Here is a 19,009-nt window from a genome sequence, read left to right as displayed (position 1 = left end):
CTCACACCTCAACTTTTTTATCCAATAACCAGCTAGCCGCAAAATAAAGTGCAATTCCGATGAAGGCATAGACAATAATAGGGATAATCGAAATTTGTAATAAATCAAATTGCATGCTCCAACCATGAGAGGTTTTATCATAATTGAAGTCCGGATTAATATGTACCGGCAACTTCCAATTTAAAATGTTGTCTGCTAAATTGGCTATTTTCATTAAAAAGAATACAATTGCATTAAAAATAAAAAGCAAAAACAGAAGGAATAACCATCTTATTTTCTTAATAATCGGATATTTCCCTAGTGAGTGATATACACACCAATAAAAGAGAATCCAACAAGACCAATACAAGCCTGTTAGTAATGAAAAAAAGTATATAAAGGAAATTGTTGGAAATGAAAAATACACTATTTGACTACCATGATCTAAAACATATTTGTACACAAATAAATATGAAACAGTGAGAATTAACTGCGATATCGCTTGATAAATAAATATGATAGTTACTTTCGCTAACAACAGTGTCTTACTGCCTTGCGGATTGTGCAGCCAAAATTGGTTTCTTCCCTCAAGCTTAAGCGAAGATAATAACATAAGCGGTAAAAAACCGAAGTGAAAAACATATATAGCTATATGGAATCCCACTGGTACCATCGGCTCATTGTTTCGAGATGCGATGATGTAGGAAGCAATGATAGCTATTAACATAATAATGATCCAGGTAAAAAACCAAAGTCTTGTAATATAAAATTCTTTCTTCAACAATCCTTTGAATGGTATCATCTAATATCCCAACCTTCTGTATTAGTGTTCTATTTGAATAGTACACTAGTACAGAAATACAAGTCAATAGATTTTTGTCAAAAAAAATAAGCTGCATACATTAGCAGCTTATTTCAATTTATTATTTATCTTTAACACGTTTAATTTCAATATCCTTTAGGATGGTATTCACTACATAGCTTGCCATAAACAATCCAACAGTTGAAGGGACGAACGCATTAGATGAAGGCGGCATTTTTGCTTTACGAATCGTTGCTTCATCATTTCCAACCACTTTTCGGACGTCTTCCCGAATGACGATTGGGCTTTCATCAGAAAAGACAACTGGTATCCCTTTACGAATCCCTTCCTTTCGAAGCTTAGTACGGATTACCTTTGCAATTGGGTCCGTATGAGTTTTTGAAATATCAGCAATCCGCAAGCGTGTTGGATCCATTTTATTAGCGGCACCCATACTTGAAATGATTGGGATATTCCTTTTTAAGCATTCTTTCATTAAATGAATTTTATAGATAATCGTATCCGATGCATCAACGACAAAATCTAGATTAAAGCTAAAAAATTCTTCATAAGTTTCTTCCGTATAAAACATATTTAGTGCAATAACATCACAATTAGGATTAATATCTTTAATCCTTTCTTTCATGAGATCCGCTTTAGGTTTTCCTACTGTAGAAAGGAGTGCTGGCAATTGACGATTAATATTAGTAATATCTACACTATCTTTATCGACTAAAATTAGTTTCCCTACTCCACTTCTTGCGAGTGCTTCTACTGCAAATGAGCCAACACCCCCAATGCCAAGAATTGCTACAGTGCTATTTTTTAATTTATCAAGTCCTTGCAATCCAATTGCAAGCTCATTACGAGAAAATTGGTGAAGCATATGTATCATCTCCAAAGCCTGTATTCGTATTGATTGTTAAAATCCAACTGCCGATATTAACCTGTTGCTTTTCGTAAATGGTTATAAATTCTAAAGTGGATTTAGTTTCGGGCATCTTTTCTTAATGAAGTTAAATATTCTTAACCCAAATTAGAAATTTTATAAGGTTTCTATCTACAAAAAGAACATATGTTAAGAAAAGAACCTCTCCAAAACATCTTTTTCTTCCTTGAATAAGAATATACAATTCATTGCGGAATTGCAATATGAATCATTTTACCCAAAAATAAAAACCCTCTTTCTGTAGAGGGTTGAAATTCAGTATAGAGTGATGAGCCCCAATCATGCCGTCCTTAAAAAATCCTTGTGTTTTGAACCCGCACTCAGCAGGTGGGTGTTCTGTTCCAACTATTATCCGTCCTTGCAAGGAAGGCATGGATGCCAGTAAGAAACTCTGAACTCCCGAAGGTAGAAATGTTCGGTCAAAACGATAGGGTACTAAAACGTACATATCAGGACTCATCGTGTTGTAAATAGAATATCACGGTTTCATATCTATTTCAATGTGTCTAAAGTTGGAAATGTTTGACTAATTCCGACAAAGGCTTTTTTCTTTAACTTTTCCAATTATTAAATCGAAAAATATATTATTTCCTCATTTAGCTTTAAAAAAGCGGCTATATTAAGAAAAAATGCCCAGAAACTAGACTTGATTAGTATGTTAAAAAAAAACGAAAACCAATATTTATTTGAAACAAACTCGACAAAACTTACTCTTTCTGTTTCTTTAAGTTTAGAGCTAAATTAAGTTCATCTAATTGCTCTTTACTTACACCACTCGGTGCTTCTGTTAATAAACAGCTTGCACTCGCTGTTTTCGGAAATGCTATCGTATCACGAAGGTTAGTGCGTCCTGCAAGAAGCATTACAATTCGATCCAACCCGAGGGCAATCCCTCCATGAGGTGGCGTGCCATATTCAAACGCTTCTAACAAGAAGCCAAATTGTTCAGACGCTTCTTCTTTTGTAAACCCAAGAGTTTGGAACATTTTTTCTTGAATATTACGTTCAAAAATACGTAGAGATCCTCCACCTAACTCATAGCCATTAAGTACTAAATCGTATGCTTGCGCTTTAACACTACCAGGATCCGTATCTAATTTGTCTATTTCTTCCCTTACAGGCATTGTAAATGGATGGTGGGCTGCATAGTATCTACCTTGCTCTTCGTCATATTCAAATAGCGGCCAATCGGTCACCCATAAGAAGTGAAATTTGCTTTGATCAATTAAGTTTAATTCTTTTCCCAGTTTTAAACGTAATGCCCCTAGTGCATCTGCTACTACAGATTTTTTATCTGCTACGAATAGTAATAAATCTCCATTTTCTGTTTCTAGTAGTTGACTAAGCTGATTTTGTTCTTCTTCGGAAAAGAATTTAGAAATAGGACCTTTTAAGCCTTCATCCTCCACCTTTAACCATGCCAAGCCTTTCGCGCCATAAACAGAAACAAATTCCGTTAAGCCGTCAATATCCTTTCTGGAATATTTATCTGCGGCACCTTTTACATTAATTGCTTTAACTTGGCCACCTGCAGAAACTGCTCCTGAAAATACTTTAAAGCCGGAATTCTTCACTAGTTCAGATACATCAACTAATTCTAAGCCGAAACGAGTATCCGGCTTATCTGAACCATAGCGGCCCATCGCTTCATCATAAGTTAATCTCGGAAGCGGGGTAACGATGTCCAATCCTTTAACTTCCTTCATCAGACGCGCCATCATTCTTTCCGTCATTTCCATAATGTCTTCTTGACTATAGAAACTCGTTTCTATATCGATTTGTGTAAATTCCGGTTGACGATCTGCCCGTAAGTCCTCATCCCTAAAGCATCTAGCAATTTGATAATATTTATCGAATCCTGCCACCATTAATAATTGCTTAAATATTTGTGGTGACTGCGGAAGTGCGTAGAATTCTCCTGGATGAACACGGCTTGGCACTAAATAATCACGTGCCCCTTCAGGAGTGCTTTTCGTTAAGATAGGTGTCTCCACATCTAAGAAGCCTTCTTCATCTAAAAAGTTTCGAAACGATTTTGTTACGTCATGTCGCATCTTAAATGTTTCAAACAAAACCGGTCTGCGCAAATCTAAGTAGCGGTATTTCAGTCTTAAGTCTTCAGAAACATCTGTATTATTTTCAATCATGAATGGTGGTGTTTTTGCTTCATTTATTATTGAAACGTTCTCGACTTTTATTTCTACTTTTCCGGTTTTTAGAGTTTCATTAATTGTTCCTTCACTTCTTGCAACCACTTCGCCTTTAACATCGAGAACATATTCACTTCTGATCTTTTCTGCAACAGCTAGTGCTTCTGGTGAATTTGCAGGATTAAAGACAATTTGCACGATTCCCGTACGATCACGTAAATCAATAAAGATTAATCCTCCGAGATCCCGTCTTTTTTGCACCCAGCCTTTTAACGTAACTATTTCTCCTATTTTGCTTTCCGTAATTTCTCCACAATAATATGTTCGACCAAACATTTTCTCTTGCCTCCCTATTGAACCAATTTTTCAAAATCTGCTATGAAGTTTGAGATAGAAAGTTCAACCTGCTCACCATTCTCCATATTTTTCACGACAACTTTATTTCCTTTAATTTCGTCTTCGCCTAGAATAGCTACAAATTTCGCTTTAATTCGATCTGCTGATTTAAGCTGGGCTTTCATTTTACGATCGAGATAGTCTTTTTCAGCTGAATATCCAGCTTTTCTAAGCTGTTGTAATAAAACCATGGATGGAATTTTTGCTTCATCACCCAAGGAGACAACATAGCAATCCACTTTTGTTTCTGTGTCGAGTTCAATACCTTCTGCTTTCAATGCAGCAATTAGTCTTTCAATACTAAGTGCAAATCCAATTCCTGGTGTTTCCGGTCCCCCCATCTCTTGAACCAGTCCATTATAACGACCGCCTCCGCATAAAGTGGTAATGGCACCGAATCCTTCCGACTCGCTCATAATTTCAAATGCTGTGTGATTATAGTAATCTAGTCCCCTAACTAGTGTAGGATCTATCTCATACTTGATATTAAGAGCATCTAAATAAGCAAGAACTTGATCAAAGTACTGCTTTGATTCTTCGTTAAAAAATTCAGAAATAGGTGGTGCTGATTTCATTAATTCATGGTCACGATCTTTTTTACAATCCAAAATTCGTAATGGATTTTTTTCGAGACGATTTTGACAATCTCCACAAAATTCATGAATTCTTGGTTTGAAATGATTGATTAAAGCTTCGCGATGTGCGATTCTGCTTTCCTTATCTCCAAGGCTGTTAATGACTAATTTCAAATGTTTCAATCCTAGGCCTTGATAAACCTCCATCGCGAGTGAAATAACCTCTGCATCAATAGCAGGATCCTGGCTTCCTAGCGCTTCTACCCCAAATTGTACAAATTGACGATATCTTCCCGCTTGCGGTCTTTCATATCTAAACATTGGTCCATTATAAAATAATTTAACAGGTTGGTTAGCATCACCAAACATTTTATTTTCCACATAGGAACGAACAACGGCAGGAGTGCCTTCTGGCCGCAATGTTAGATCACGATCGCCGCGGTCCTTAAAAGAGTACATTTCCTTTTGGACAATATCTGTCGTTTCCCCGCTCTTATGAAATAATTCCGTATGTTCGAATATTGGAGTTCGAATTTCTTTATATTGATATTTATGACAAATTTCTTTTGCTTTGTTTTCAATGAGTTCCCATGTACCAACTTGGCTAGGTAAAATGTCCTGTGTTCCTCTCGGAATCTGAATCGCCATCGTATTTCCTCCTTTTGTTTTTTTTGGTATGTACAGATTTGTGCTATGAAAAATAAAAAAACCCCCAATCCCTTGTTAAAAAAACAAGGGACGAGAGTTTGGTTTCCCGTGGTGCCACCCTAATTGAAGCTTTCACTTCCACTTAAGAACAGTTAACGCCTGTTTTACGTTCTTTCCCTACTAAATAAATTTTTCAGGAAGAAACCTACAAAGTGTTCATTCGCTAAGTCATCATGCGGAGTGCTTCCAGCCTAGGCAACTCTTTTCTTTCCATGTGTACTCTTAACTACTATGCTTTATCAACAGTTTATTTTGAATTGTACTTTTATATTTATATAATAATACGAGGCTAAAAACGTATTGTCAAGTCAATAATGATAAAATCTAGGAGCGCTCCAATTTCTTTTTTAATAATTTTACTTCGCCTAAGGTTAAGCCGAATTCCGATGCAAGTTCCAACGACTGTGCTTGGTTTTCTCTTTCCATAAAGTGATGTAAATCTGTATGAAAAATTTGGTTGCTTCCGGCATTACTTATTTGATTCTTATTACTTAATCTCATGTTTTTTCTCCTTTTTATAGAAATGTCGGGAAAGTAAATTGCTCATAATTTGTCATATTATTATCTTTCCCCACGATAAATCTTTTCTTACATAAAAAGGACATTTTTATTTTTTCAAGAATACATACATGAGGCAATAAAAAAGGGAAATCCCTTATTAGCTATTAAAAATAAGGAGGTGCACTCTCCATTTGAGGAGAAAACTAACGTTTATTTTTCTTACACTTTTACTCTTCTTTACTGGAATCAATCAACCAGAGAAAAAAGCACATGCGGAAACAAATAGCGTAACCATCAATGCCCCTGTACTAAATATTCGTAAAGGGCCAGGATTATCATATCCAATTCTGCAGCAAGTAAAAAAAGGGGATCAATTTATTGTTTTGCAGAAAAAAAGTGATTGGTATGAAATAAAAATGCCATCCGGAGAGACAGGCTGGGCAGCAAGCTGGCTTGTTTCACTAAATGAAGCAAACACAATGAGCGAGGAATCTGGAACTGTTACTGTAAGTGGATTGCGATTAAGAAGCGGGCCAAGCTCTGACTCTTCCATTTTGAAAGTTTTGCAAAAAGACCAAGTGGTAAAAACCTTAGCGCAAAACGGAGATTGGATAAACATTACAGTTGATGGAATGAATGGCTGGGTCTCAAAAGGCTTTCTTTCCATTCATCATAAGCTGAAAATCCAAGCCGTAACAAAGGGAATAATTACAGTGGATCATCTCAATATTCGTACTTCACCATACTTAACTAGCGATACAATTGGTACGTTAAATACAGGCAATGAAGTCACCATTCTTGAAGATCAAAATGGTTGGATTCATTTTTCCATGGACAATCAAGAGGGATGGGTTAGCGGTCAGTATGTACAAAAAGTAAAAAGTGGTGTGGAAGAGCAAAAAAGCGAAACCAAAAATTCAAATCAAAAGATGATTGGATCGGTAAGCGTAAGTTCTCTTAATGTTCGAAACAACCCTTCTTTAGATGGTAAGATTATAGGTTCTGTTACAAATGGGCAAAGCTTTGAAATTATTAAAGAAATGAATAATTGGATTGAAGTGAAACTAATAAACAATCAAGTTGGATGGATTGCAGGTTGGTATGTTAATAAAGCAACTCAAACAACATCGGAAAAGCTTCCCAATGGCAAGACGGAAGATAGCGTAACAATTCTATATAATGGAACCAATTTAAGAAGTGATGCAACTACAAATTCTAATATAGTTGCAAGAGGAAATGCTGGCGATTCTTTTACAATCCAAGAGAAAGTTAATGATTGGTATAAAATTCAACTTTCAAATGGCGGAATTGCTTTTGTAGCTTCATGGCTAGTATCTGTACCAAATACTACACATAATGATGGTGCAACTAACATCTCAAATAAAAATACAAACAAAACATCCACTAAATCCACAAGTGGGCTTAAAGGAAAAACCATCGTTATCGATCCTGGTCATGGTGGGCAAGATAAAGGTACGACTGGGTATAGGGGCACTTACGAAAAAAATATGACGTTAAGTACAGCTATGAAGCTATATCAAAAATTAAAAAATGCAGGTGCCAATGTTATTTTAACTAGAAGTGATGATCATTACGTGTCGTTGCCGGCACGAGTTGGAATTTCCGCAAGTTATCATGCAGATGCCTTTATTAGCATTCACTTCGATAGTCTCAAGGAAGACCCAAGTGTAACTGGTCATACAACGTATTACTACCATGAAAATCAGAAAGAATTAGCAAATGATATTAATGGAGCGATTTCAACTCAAGTATCCATTAAGGACCGAGGCGTTCGTTTTGCAGATTTTCACGTAATTAGAGAAAATAATGCACCTGCAGTTTTGACTGAATTAGGGTATTTAAGTAATCCGAATGAAGAATTGCTAATTAATTCGGAGCAATACCAAGAGCTTCTCGCAACAGGTATCTACAATGGTTTCGTCCAATACTTTAAATAATTACCTTTAAAATGCAAAGAGAGAATCTGAACATACTGTCAGATTCTCTCTTTACTTTCCACTATAATGGTAACAGGACCGTCATTGATTAGATTTACATCCATCATGGCGCCAAATTCACCTGTCTCCACATGTACTCCATTTTCCCTTAAACAATCATTGAAATACTCATAAATATTTATAGCATGTTCAGGTCTTGCTGCATCCATAAAATTTGGTCTTCTTCCCTTTCGGCAATCTCCGTATAATGTAAATTGTGAAATAGAAAGAATTTGTCCGCCGACATCTAATAATGAATGATTCATTTTTTCGTTTTCGTCTTCAAACACACGGAGATGAATAATTTTATCCGCTACATATTTCGCATCTTCCATTGTATCTGAATGAGTAATCCCTACTAAAAGAACGAATCCTTTTGAAATTTGCCCGACTGTTTTATCATTTACTTTAACACTTGCTTCCTTACTTCTTTGCAATACTACACGCATGAATCTGTATACTCCTTTTAAAACAATCTTTAACTCAAAATGCGACGAACAGAATAAATATCAGGAATTTGTTTAATTCTTTCCACTACTTTGTGAAGATGACTAATATTTACGATAGAAATAGACATCGTAATGGTCGCCATTTTGTTTCGGTCAGATCGGCCGCTTACAGCTGAAATGTTTGTTTTTGTTTCATTTACAGCTTGCAATACTTCGTTTAATATTCCAGAGCGATCATAGCCTGATATTTCAATATCCACATTATATTCCTTGCGACCCGTAGAATCGGATTCCCATTCAACCTCAATAAGGCGATTTTGCAATTCCTCATCGGTCACGTTAGGACAATCTGCTCTGTGAACAGAAACACCTCTGCCTTTTGTAATGAAACCGACTATGTCATCACCAGGAACCGGATTACAACAACGTGATAAACGAATTAATAGATTATCAATTCCTTTTACTACTACACCTGTGTCGTGCTTTTTCTTTTTCGAAGGAGCTTTAAGCTCTGTCATTACCTCTTGAACAGCTTCTTCTTGATCACGTTTTTTACGCCATTTTTCGGTTAATCTATTGGCAATTTGTAATGCAGTAATGCCGTTGTAGCCTACAGCAGCATACATATCTTCTTCTTGGACAAAATTGAACTTTTCGGCAACCTTCTTTATATTATCTGTTGTTAAGATTTCTTTTAAGTCAAAGTCCATATTTTTTATTTCTTTTTCGACTAATTCTTTGCCTTTAATTATGTTTTCTTCTTTTTGTTGTTTCTTAAAGAATTGCCTTATCTTATTTTTTGCTTGCGATGTTTGCGCTAATTTTATCCAGTCCCTGCTCGGACCATAGGAATGCTTTGATGTTAATATTTCGACAATGTCACCTGTTTTTAGCTTATAGTCGAGCGTGACCATTTTGCCATTTACTTTGGCACCAATCGTTTTATTGCCAATCTCCGAATGAATTCGATAAGCAACATCGATTGGGACAGAGCCTGAGGCAAGTTCAATAACATCTCCCTTTGGTGTAAATACAAACACCATATCGGAAAAAAGGTCTATTTTTAAGGATTCCATAAATTCTTCGGCATTCGCTGACTCATTTTGGAATTCTAAAATCTCCCGAAACCAAGAAAGCTTCTTTTCAAATGATGTTTGATTATTAACAGCTTTTCCTTCTTTATATGCCCAATGTGCAGCAACCCCGTATTCCGATATACGATGCATTTCAAATGTTCGAATCTGTACTTCTAACGGATCCCCTTTTGGTCCAATTACAGTTGTGTGCAGAGATTGATACATATTTGGCTTTGGCATTGCAATATAATCTTTAAAGCGGCCAGGCATTGGCTTCCAACAAGTATGAATGATCCCAAGAACTGCATAGCAATCTTTTATGCTGCCCACGACAATACGAACAGCAAGCAAATCATATATTTCATTAAATTGCTTATGCTGAAGAACCATTTTTCGATAAATCGAATAAATATGCTTCGGTCTACCAGAGATGTCAGCTTTTATCAATACATCTCCTAATCGTTCCTTTACCTCTTCAATTACATCTTCTAAATACTGCTCCCTCTCAGCACGTTTTCGTTTCATTAAATTTACAATTCGATAATATTGTTGGGGATTTAAGTACCTGAGGGCAGTATCCTCGAGCTCCCATTTTATTTTGGAAATCCCGAGTCGATGTGCAAGAGGGGCGAAAATTTCCAATGTTTCATTTGCAATTCTTCTTTGTTTTTCAATCGGTAAATGCTTCAAGGTTCTCATGTTATGAAGACGGTCAGCAAGCTTAATTAAAATTACACGAATATCCTGCGCCATCGCAACGAACATTTTTCGATGATTTTCCGCTTGTTGTTCTTCATGAGATTTATACTTAATTTTTCCAAGCTTTGTTACACCATCAACTAACATGGCTACTTCTTCATTAAACTCATTATTGATTTCTTCAAGAGTTACATTTGTGTCTTCCACAACATCATGAAGAAAACCAGCAGCCACGGTAGAAGGGTCCATCTCTAAATCTGCTAGTATCCCTGCTACTTGAATGGGATGGATAATATAAGGTTCACCTGATTTACGTATCTGATCTTTATGTGCCTCCATCGCAAAATCAAATGCCTTTTTCACTAAAGCCACATGTTCCTCGTTTAAATATTCTTTTGTACGATTTATTACTTCATCGGCGGATAATATTTGATCCTTCGCCATAATATAAGATCACCTTTAAATGAATTTTTGAATGATTGTATTTATTATCGAAAAAAAAACGAATAATGTAAAGTAATTCATAGTGTTTTTTTATGGAATTCCATATGATTTTGTCGAATTTTCATATTTATAGGTTATTTTTTTGAAAAAAATGGCCATTTTAACAAAATGAACTATTTCCATTAGTATTATGCTGGAGTAACATATACCGTTATTACTTACTACTTTTTTCTACCTAGAATGTATGGATGACAGGATAGAATGAAAAATTGTATAATAGGATTGTTAAGAGGTGAACTTATGCTAAAATCGAAAAGTCGCTGGGCAGTTAAACAAACGGATTCTGCAGCAGTTGAAAAATTAGTAGAACAATTAAACATAACCCCGCTAGTTTCTACATTGCTAGTAAATCGTGGAATTGTAGAAGCAGAAGAAGCGAGGTCTTTTTTATTTTTAGAGGATACTACCTTCCACGATCCGTTTCTGCTGAAAGATATGGATATTGCAGTTGATAGAATCAATCAAGCCATTCAGAACAAGGAACCAATTCTTGTATTTGGTGATTACGATGCCGACGGTGTAAGCAGTACTACGGTTATGATGACGGTTTTGAAGGATTTAGGTGCAAAGCTTGACTTCTATATTCCAAATCGTTTTTCAGAAGGATATGGGCCAAATGAACATGCTTTTAGGTGGGCCGCTTCGGAAGGGTTTAAATTAATCATAACGGTTGATACAGGAATAGCCGCTATTAATGAAGCAGCACTAGCTAGAGAATTAAATATAGATTTAATAATTACCGATCATCATGAGCCTGGCCCTGAACTACCAGATGCACTAGCTATTATACATCCGAAGCATCCTGATAGCGTCTACCCTTTTACTGAATTAGCTGGTGTCGGAGTCGCTTTTAAGCTTGCTCATGCTTTATATAACAGAGTCCCAGAAGAATTATTAGATATTGTAACAATTGGAACAGTTGCCGACTTAGTACCATTGCATGGAGAAAATCGTCTCATTGTAAAAAAAGGGTTAAAGAAATTGGCAACTACGGAACGGCAGGGAATTCGAGCGCTTTATACATTAGGAAATACTTCGTTGCAGGAAATTAATGAAGAAACAGTTGGTTTCTTGATTGGACCTCGTCTTAATGCGCCTGGACGTTTGGAGGATGCAGCACCTGCTGTCCATTTACTATTAAGTGAAAACGAACAAGAGGCAAATGAAATAGCGAAAGAAATCGATATGATGAATAAAGAAAGGCAAACAATCGTTAATGATATCACAAAAGACGCTATTTCGATGATTGAATCAGATTACGATCTTCATGAAAACAAAGTAATTGTCATTGGCAAAGAGGGATGGAATGCTGGAGTCGTTGGCATCGTTGCTTCCCGCCTTGTGGAGCGTTATTATCGACCAACTATTGTATTAAGTTATGATTCCGAAAAGAAATTAGCAAAAGGATCAGCTAGAAGTATTATTGGATTTGATCTCTTTCAAAACTTGTCGACTTGTAGGGATATACTCCCACATTTTGGCGGACATACAATGGCGGCAGGGATGACATTAGAAATAGATCATGTTTCCGAATTACGCTCACGATTAAATGTGCTTGCCAATAATATATTATCGAATGAAGATTTCATTCCGCTTACAGAGGTTGATGCCTGCATTCCAATTGAGGAGGTAAGTTTGGATTCTATCCAACAATTAAATTTACTTGCTCCATATGGAACGGGTAATACGAAACCAAAAATAATGATGGAAGGTTTGTCCATACAACAATTAAGGCAAATCGGAGCTGACAATAAACATTTAAAAGTGTTGCTCGGACAAGATGGTTCTTTATTAGATGGTGTTGGATTTGGGATGGGAGAGTATTATCACCATATTTCCCCACTAGCAAAAGTATCTATTTTAGGAGAACTGGCGATCAATGAATGGAATAATGTCCGGAAACCGCAAATCTTTTTAAAAGATATGAAAATCGAAGAATGGCAACTCTTTGATTTTCGTGGAGTTAATCAATGGAATAAGTGGATACCATCCATTCCTATAAAGGATTCGATTGGAGTTGTTTTCCAAAAACAAGCACTAGAGAAATTTCCGCTAGATTCGTTTCAGCTTGATATCGTACATATCAATAATGAAACTGAGGTAAATGAACTCACTATTGATAATCGAAATATTGTCTTGCTAGATCTTCCGAAGTCAAAATCATTGTTGGAAAAGCTTATTGGGGGCAATCATCCAAATCGTATTTATTGTCATTTTTCCCATGAACAGGATCATTATTTTAGCACCATCCCGACAAGAGAACATTTCACCTGGTATTATGCATTTTTAAGAAAGCGAAACGTTTTTAATCTAAAACAATTAGGAAACGAGCTTGCAAACTTTAAAGGCTGGACTCGTGAAACAATAGATTTTATGTCACAGGTGTTTTTTGATCTTGATTTTGTTACAATAGAGGATGGGCTTATTTCTCTAAAATCTGTAAAAGCAAAAAAAGATTTAGTTGAATCCGAAACCTATCAAAGAAAACAAGAACAAATAACTCTTGAAAATGAACTTTTATATTCATCCTATAAAGAGTTGAAATCGTGGTTTGATGAAAGAGTTTCACGAATCGTTCCACATGAGGAGGAAAAAAAGATATGGATTTAAAGCAATTTGTTACAATTGTTCCAGACTGGCCGAAAGAAGGCATCGTATTTAAGGATATTACCACTTTAATGGATAATGGTGACGCCTATAGATTCGCAACGGATGAGATTGTTAAATATGCTAAAGAAAAGGAAATTGATCTTGTTGTCGGGCCAGAAGCTCGTGGATTTATCATTGGATGTCCGGTTGCATATGCACTTGGTGTAGGATTTGCACCAGTAAGAAAGCCAGGCAAACTGCCAAGGGAAACGATAAAAGTGGAATATGGCTTAGAGTACGGCAAAGACGCACTAACTATCCATAAAGATGCCATTAAACCTGGTCAACGAGTACTAATTACCGACGACTTACTTGCTACCGGCGGAACTATCGAGGCAACAATCAAACTAGTCGAAGAACTTGGTGGAATTGTTGCAGGAATCGCTTTCCTAATCGAATTATCCTATTTAGATGGTCGTAATAAATTAGATGGATATGAAATTTTGACTTTAATGAAATATTAAAAAGCACTCTGTGGAGTGCTTTTTTCACGTTTTATGAATTAATAAAATTTTACACAGTAGATAACCGTTTATAATAATCTTCCCCATCTAGGTACAGAGCTTGCCAGCTAGAATATTTGTTCTTCTATGCTTGGATGAATTCTATTAATTCACCATCGGGGCCCTTATAAAAAACTGTTTTCCAGCCATTATTTAAATTGAATGGACCTTCTTCCGGTTCAAAGCCCAAACTACCCAGATGTTGCAACCATTCACTTAAACAATCTATTTGCATAGCAAAATGGGCGGGATGCTGCTTCATAGATTGGTTGGTTAAAATAAGCTCTAATGTGATTCTATTCCCATCCATAAATACTATTTGCTCGCCTTGAAATTGGAAAGAATGACTAGGATGTAATCCTAAAAAGGACTGATAGAACTGAATGGATTTTTCTAAATTGCTGACCTCAATTCCTATATGATGTACATTCATTTAAAAAATCCTCTTATAAGATCAGATTCATATCGCCAAATTCGTGCCATAAATATTTCCTATTAATAGCTTCCTGATAGGCATTATACAGTAAACTTTGATCAATGAATGCAGTTAATAAATCAAGATGACTTGCCTCAGGTTCGTGAAGGCCAGTGATAAGACCATCTACTATCTTCAATTTTGTATCCTTTTGTATATACAGATTTGTCCAGCCGTTTTGTGAACGCAATTTTCCTTCTGTATCGGCAACCGTCTCGAGCGTTCTCACTACTGTTGTGCCGACCGCAATAATCCTTCCGCCTTCTTTCTTTGCTTTTTCTATCGCTTTTACCGTATCTTCCGGCACATGGTATTCTTCATAATTTCCTCTTGGACCTAGATGCCATTTGTCATCTAAAAGGTAGCTTAAACCGGTATGAAGCTGGATAAAAGCTATATTAACACCTTTCTTTTGCAAGCGGAATAACATCTCCCAACTGAATGCTCTGCCCGCAGAAGGCATTTCTACTGATCCAGGTTCAGTAGCAAAAACAGTTTGATAATAATCAAGATCCCAAGGCTGTTCAATATATTCATAACGAACAGGCTGGCCAATCTGATAAATTTCGTTATACAAATCTGAACAGCATAAGTTAAATTCCAATGTTACAAAAGGCGCTTCGGAGTGTGCATGAGTAATCGTACCAATCAGGGATGGAGTAAATCTAATGGTTGCACCAATTGGCATCGTCTCCCCAACCACTAAAGCCTCCCAAATACTCGCACTTTTTCTATGAGCTAGACGTATTTCAACTTCCTTTCTGCCAGTTCCGTGTTCCCAAATACCTTTAAGCACGGCAGGAACCGTTCGACTTCCATTTAATATGATCAAATCGCCTTTTTTTAAGTACTGATCAAGCTGAAAAAATAGTGTATGCTCCGTTTTTCCGTTTTGTTTATTTAAAACCATCATTCGAACATGATCTCTACGGACACCTCTTCTCTCAGGCGGTACTTTAGCATTTAATTCATCTGGTAAAATAAAGTTCATCGCTGCAACAGCCATTATCTTTCACCCCTATCTATTGAAAAACTCTCTGCAACAATCCGCTTTCCATTCATGTCTTTTGATGCGTCAGATGCCAAATAGCCGAACACATGAACAATATCATTAGGATTGTTTAGCTCGTAATCACAATCTGGTACTGCAAGCGCATGCATTTCAGTATCCATTTCACCTGGGTCAACCATATTCACACGGACTCCAGTTTCACTCACCTCATCTGCCCATGTTTCGGTTAGCCCTTCTAACGCAAATTTTGAAATTCCGTATGCTCCCCAGCCTGCATAGCCAACATTTCCAGCTTCAGATGTAACATTGATAATGCTTCCAGTATTACGTCTTAACATACCTGGTAATACACGTCTTGTAACAAGGAATGGTCCGATAGCATTTACTCTTAACACTTCAGCAAAGTCTTCCTCAGGATAATCGAGTAAATATGGTATTGGACTTGGTCCAAGTACAGAAGCATTATTGATAAGAACATCAATTTGGCCAAAATGATCTTCTGTCATCGCAATAAAACGTTCAACATCTCTTGAAACGGATGCATCTGCAACGACAGCAAGAACTTTAACCCCAAAGCTTTCCGTTTTTCTCTTTATTTCGTGCAGCTTCTCTTCTCCACGTGCACAGATAGCAAGATTGTATCCTTCTTTAGCGAAATGAATAGCAAGTGCTTTTCCTAAACCTTTTGATGCTCCAGTAATCATAACTACTTTTGACATGAATATTCCTCCTCAATAAATATACATTTCGAATTAATTATACTTTTTATATAAAAATGTATAATAAGTAATTTGATTATAATCCATCTTTTTTCGAACAGTCAATTCTTTTTGTTTAAAATTTTTAGATTTTTTTTTCTGCTTTAAAACATTCTTTTTAGGCATGAAAAAAGGTACCTGAATAATTCAGGTACCTTTTTCATTTTGATATACGAATTTATAAGTTTTGTATCACATAATTTATTGCAAAAGTTTGGTCTTTGTCTAGCTCCAGCGCCTATCGGCTAGCGGATTTCTACGTCTCCTCCCTACGATAAGTCAACATCAGCTCGTGAACTACCTCTCTGTGTTTCCTATATCTCAGTCGAAGACTACGAAATCCGTACGCCGATGGACAAGGCGCTTCCGCTTTTCTTTTTATACTTGTGGTTCATCGGACCATTTACGTTTTTCTTTTACCGTTTTAAGAGGGCCTTTTTTCTTCAATTCACGATTCTTAAAATCAAACCAAAGCTGAGCTGAGATGAATATAGAAGAATAACAACCCATTACCAATCCGACTAACAATGCGATAGAGAAGTTTCTAATCGACTCACTTCCAAATATGAATAGAGCTAATGCTGTAATAACAACGGTTAACACTGTATTAATAGAACGGGTTAACGTTTGACGGATACCAGCATTTACGATGTTTGCAATATCCTCTGTAGTTTTAAGTCGTCCTTTTACCTTCAAATTATCACGGATTCTGTCAAATGTTACGATAGTATCGTTAATAGAGTAACCAACGATTGTTAATACTGCTGCAATAAAGGTTAAATCTACTTCCAATCTTGTAATGCTGAAGAAGGCTACAATCAGAAAGGCATCGTGAACCAGACCGAGTATCGCCGCCGATCCCATTCTCCATTCAAATCGAAAAGAAACGTAAATCAAGATTCCTATTGCAGCGATAACGAGCGCAATAACCGCATTCTTTGCAAGTTCTTTTCCAACAGTTGGAGATACTTTGCTCAAACTAGTTGTGTTATCCCCATATTTTTTGTCAAAATATGATTTTACATTCGCCTCTTGCTGTTTTGAAAAGTCGTCCCTAAATCGGACTACACCAACTTGATTTTTATTTCCACCTAATACTATATCTTCTGAAGTCAAATGAAGCGATTGTATATCTGATTGTATTTGCTGCTCTGTTAATGGCTGTTTTGCCATTATTTGCAAACGTGTACCTTTTGAAAAATCAATACTTAAATTCAAACGGAAAATGGCTAGAACGATAATTCCAATAATAGTTAGGCTCATGGAAATTGTATAAAATATTTTTCGATGCTTAACAAAATCAAATTTATCAAAACGGGTTGTTAAATCATGTGTATCCACATTTTCCGATAGACTATGAATTTTTTTGCGATTAACTCCAAACCATCCTGGTTTATTTTTCAGTAAATTACTGTTAACCCAGAATCCTAAGAAAACACGTGACCCATATACGGCAGTTAGGAAACTTAATAAAATGCTGATAATTAACATCGTTGCAAAGCCTTTTACAGAGCTATTCCCATATACAAATAATACAGCTCCAGCTAATAGCGTTGTAATATGGGCATCAAAAATCGCTACAAATGATGATTTACTTCCAGCCTGAAAAGCAGCTTTTAAGGTCCTACCAACCCTAATTTCTTCCTTGATTCGTTCAGCCGTAATGATATTTGCGTCCACTGCAATACCGACCCCGAGAACAAGTGCAGCAATACCCGGCAAGGTTAAGACGCCATGAATTAAATAGAAGATTAAAAGCGTTAAATAGATATAAATTAACAATGTAACTGTAGCAATGATTCCCGGTAAGCGGTAATAGCCAATCATGAATATGAAAATGGCTAGTGCACCGATAATACCTGCTGTAACAGTTGTTGTTAGCGAGTGTTGACCAAACTTCGCTCCAACAGATGTTGAATATTCTTCTTTCATCTTAACAGGTAGCGCTCCAGCTTTTAATAGAGATGCTAGATTTTGTGCCTCTTCTACCGTGAAATGGCCTGTGATTTGTACATTATCTGTACTTAAAACAGTTTCTACATTTGGATCGGAAAGGAATTTTGGATTTTTCTTGCCAACTTCATTTTTATATGAATCTTTTCCTTCCTGGAAATCCATCCAAATAACCAATTGATTATTTGGTTTCATTTGTGAAATTTTTTCCGTAACTTTTTTAAAGTTATTACGGTCTTTTACTTTCAAAACAATATCGGGATTCCCAGCTTCGTCAAATGACTGCTTCGCAGATCCTTGTACTAAATCTGTACCATCCATCATTTTTTTGTCATTTACATCCCGAAACGAGATATTTGCTTCGGTAGATAGCATTTTTCGTGCTTCTTCTTGATTTTTTACCCCTGCAAGCTGAACACGAATTCTATCTTTTCCTTCAATTTGAATATTTGGTTCATTAACACCTAATGCATTTACCCGTTTATCAAGTGCCTGAACCGTACTATTCAAAACATCTTTTGTAATTTTCTGACCTTTAATTGCTGGCTCTACTTTGTACAAGACTTCAAAACCGCCTTGCAAGTCGAGTCCTAAGCTAATTCTTTTGACAATACTGTCGGTGGTGCCTCCTATAAGTCCAAAAAACAACAGGACAATCAGAAGAAAGGCAATAATACGACTTCTTTTTACCATTATGTAAATCCTCCCAGCAAATAAAAAAACTATAAGTGCTAATCTTTAACAGTTAATAATCATTATGAAGTAGAAAAAAAAATGTGTCAATTTTTGTTTTTATTAAAGGCTCTTTTCTTAAACTTTGTTGGTTTTGTAATGAAATTCTATGTAGCAACCTTATTCAGATTAGAAATGAATA

At 36.2% G+C, this 19,009-nt stretch carries 14 protein-coding genes, 1 other RNA gene and 1 other annotated feature; of the genes, 3 read left to right on the top strand and 12 right to left on the bottom strand.

From position 1 onward, the window contains the following. Position 1: 1 nt before the first annotated feature. The 6 genes from AC3WJF_RS04465 to AC3WJF_RS04440 form a co-directional block, all read right to left on the bottom strand. Positions 2 to 781, bottom strand: a complete 780-nt coding sequence (locus AC3WJF_RS04465) for a hypothetical protein (RefSeq protein ID WP_492449919.1) — start codon at positions 779 to 781, stop codon at positions 2 to 4. Between the two features lie 121 nt (positions 782 to 902). Beyond that, on the bottom strand, positions 903 to 1,667 hold the full coding sequence (locus tag AC3WJF_RS04460; RefSeq protein WP_492449918.1) for a tRNA threonylcarbamoyladenosine dehydratase: 765 nt from the start codon (positions 1,665 to 1,667) through the stop codon (positions 903 to 905). Between the two features lie 331 nt (positions 1,668 to 1,998). Further along, positions 1,999 to 2,189, bottom strand: a non-coding RNA gene (gene ssrS / locus AC3WJF_RS04455) — 6S RNA. 248 nt (positions 2,190 to 2,437) lie between these two features. Continuing rightward, a complete protein-coding gene (aspS, locus tag AC3WJF_RS04450) occupies positions 2,438 to 4,216 on the bottom strand; it encodes an aspartate--tRNA ligase (protein WP_492449917.1) in 1,779 nt (592 codons plus the stop codon). 14 nt (positions 4,217 to 4,230) lie between these two features. Next, on the bottom strand, positions 4,231 to 5,499 hold the full coding sequence (hisS, locus tag AC3WJF_RS04445; RefSeq protein WP_492449916.1) for a histidine--tRNA ligase: 1,269 nt from the start codon (positions 5,497 to 5,499) through the stop codon (positions 4,231 to 4,233). A gap of 83 nt (positions 5,500 to 5,582) precedes the next feature. Continuing rightward, positions 5,583 to 5,811: a binding site (T-box leader), on the bottom strand. A gap of 72 nt (positions 5,812 to 5,883) precedes the next feature. Further along, on the bottom strand, positions 5,884 to 6,060 hold the full coding sequence (locus tag AC3WJF_RS04440) for an RNA polymerase subunit sigma-70 (RefSeq protein ID WP_492449915.1): 177 nt from the start codon (positions 6,058 to 6,060) through the stop codon (positions 5,884 to 5,886). 191 nt (positions 6,061 to 6,251) lie between these two features. On the opposite strand from AC3WJF_RS04440, the gene AC3WJF_RS04435 reads away from it, so the two are divergent. After that, positions 6,252 to 8,018 carry an N-acetylmuramoyl-L-alanine amidase family protein gene (locus AC3WJF_RS04435; RefSeq protein ID WP_492449914.1) on the top strand — a complete coding sequence of 589 codons (1,767 nt, stop codon included), beginning with the start codon at positions 6,252 to 6,254 and terminating at the stop codon, positions 8,016 to 8,018. Between the two features lie 38 nt (positions 8,019 to 8,056). Here AC3WJF_RS04435 and dtd read toward each other — a convergent pair whose 3' ends face one another. Together dtd and AC3WJF_RS04425 are read right to left on the bottom strand one after the other, a co-directional pair. Beyond that, a complete protein-coding gene (dtd, locus tag AC3WJF_RS04430) occupies positions 8,057 to 8,506 on the bottom strand; it encodes a D-aminoacyl-tRNA deacylase (protein ID WP_492449913.1) in 450 nt (149 codons plus the stop codon). Between the two features lie 29 nt (positions 8,507 to 8,535). Next, positions 8,536 to 10,725 carry a RelA/SpoT family protein gene (locus tag AC3WJF_RS04425; protein ID WP_492449912.1) on the bottom strand — a complete coding sequence of 730 codons (2,190 nt, stop codon included), beginning with the start codon at positions 10,723 to 10,725 and terminating at the stop codon, positions 8,536 to 8,538. 300 nt (positions 10,726 to 11,025) lie between these two features. Between AC3WJF_RS04425 and recJ the strand changes: the two genes are divergently transcribed. Then, entirely contained in the window at positions 11,026 to 13,395 is a 2,370-nt protein-coding gene (recJ, locus tag AC3WJF_RS04420; RefSeq protein ID WP_492449911.1) for a single-stranded-DNA-specific exonuclease RecJ, read from the top strand. Beyond that, on the top strand, positions 13,386 to 13,898 hold the full coding sequence (locus tag AC3WJF_RS04415) for an adenine phosphoribosyltransferase (RefSeq protein ID WP_492449910.1): 513 nt from the start codon (positions 13,386 to 13,388) through the stop codon (positions 13,896 to 13,898). The genes recJ and AC3WJF_RS04415 overlap by 10 nt, the downstream gene beginning before the upstream one ends. A 124-nt stretch (positions 13,899 to 14,022) precedes the next feature. Here the strand turns inward: AC3WJF_RS04415 and AC3WJF_RS04410 are convergent, their stop codons facing one another. The 4 genes from AC3WJF_RS04410 to secDF form a co-directional block, all read right to left on the bottom strand. Then, the gene (locus AC3WJF_RS04410) at positions 14,023 to 14,370 is read right to left on the bottom strand and encodes a VOC family protein (protein WP_492449909.1); all 348 of its coding nucleotides are present in this window, start codon (positions 14,368 to 14,370) and stop codon (positions 14,023 to 14,025) included. A gap of 13 nt (positions 14,371 to 14,383) precedes the next feature. Then, a complete protein-coding gene (locus tag AC3WJF_RS04405) occupies positions 14,384 to 15,418 on the bottom strand; it encodes an S-adenosylmethionine:tRNA ribosyltransferase-isomerase (protein ID WP_492449908.1) in 1,035 nt (344 codons plus the stop codon). Next, complete coding sequence (locus AC3WJF_RS04400; protein ID WP_492449907.1) at positions 15,418 to 16,143, bottom strand: SDR family oxidoreductase; 726 nt, start codon at positions 16,141 to 16,143, stop codon at positions 15,418 to 15,420. The genes AC3WJF_RS04405 and AC3WJF_RS04400 overlap by 1 nt, the downstream gene beginning before the upstream one ends. A 417-nt stretch (positions 16,144 to 16,560) precedes the next feature. After that, positions 16,561 to 18,828: a protein translocase subunit SecDF gene (gene secDF / locus AC3WJF_RS04395; RefSeq protein WP_492449906.1), complete on the bottom strand. Its 2,268-nt coding sequence runs from the start codon at positions 18,826 to 18,828 to the stop codon at positions 16,561 to 16,563. Positions 18,829 to 19,009 lie beyond the last annotated feature (181 nt).

Source organism: Heyndrickxia sp. FW510-T9 (genome assembly GCF_058781025.1).
Note: the sequence above shows the minus strand (reverse complement) of the source record. Positions and strands in the feature narration are given on the sequence as shown.

Excerpts from the sequence above, each read along its gene's own strand:
- AC3WJF_RS04465 (WP_492449919.1), bottom strand. The coding sequence starts at position 781 with ATGATACCATTCAAAGGATTGTTGAAGAAAGAATTTTATATTACAAGA.
- AC3WJF_RS04460 (WP_492449918.1), bottom strand. The coding sequence starts at position 1,667 with ATGCTTCACCAATTTTCTCGTAATGAGCTTGCAATTGGATTGCAAGGA.
- aspS (WP_492449917.1), bottom strand. The coding sequence starts at position 4,216 with ATGTTTGGTCGAACATATTATTGTGGAGAAATTACGGAAAGCAAAATA.
- hisS (WP_492449916.1), bottom strand. The coding sequence starts at position 5,499 with ATGGCGATTCAGATTCCGAGAGGAACACAGGACATTTTACCTAGCCAA.
- AC3WJF_RS04440 (WP_492449915.1), bottom strand. The coding sequence starts at position 6,060 with ATGAGATTAAGTAATAAGAATCAAATAAGTAATGCCGGAAGCAACCAA.
- dtd (WP_492449913.1), bottom strand. The coding sequence starts at position 8,506 with ATGCGTGTAGTATTGCAAAGAAGTAAGGAAGCAAGTGTTAAAGTAAAT.
- AC3WJF_RS04425 (WP_492449912.1), bottom strand. The coding sequence starts at position 10,725 with ATGGCGAAGGATCAAATATTATCCGCCGATGAAGTAATAAATCGTACA.
- recJ (WP_492449911.1), top strand. The coding sequence starts at position 11,026 with ATGCTAAAATCGAAAAGTCGCTGGGCAGTTAAACAAACGGATTCTGCA.
- AC3WJF_RS04415 (WP_492449910.1), top strand. The coding sequence starts at position 13,386 with ATGGATTTAAAGCAATTTGTTACAATTGTTCCAGACTGGCCGAAAGAA.
- AC3WJF_RS04410 (WP_492449909.1), bottom strand. The coding sequence starts at position 14,370 with ATGAATGTACATCATATAGGAATTGAGGTCAGCAATTTAGAAAAATCC.
- AC3WJF_RS04405 (WP_492449908.1), bottom strand. The coding sequence starts at position 15,418 with ATGGCTGTTGCAGCGATGAACTTTATTTTACCAGATGAATTAAATGCT.
- AC3WJF_RS04400 (WP_492449907.1), bottom strand. The coding sequence starts at position 16,143 with ATGTCAAAAGTAGTTATGATTACTGGAGCATCAAAAGGTTTAGGAAAA.
- secDF (WP_492449906.1), bottom strand. The coding sequence starts at position 18,828 with ATGGTAAAAAGAAGTCGTATTATTGCCTTTCTTCTGATTGTCCTGTTG.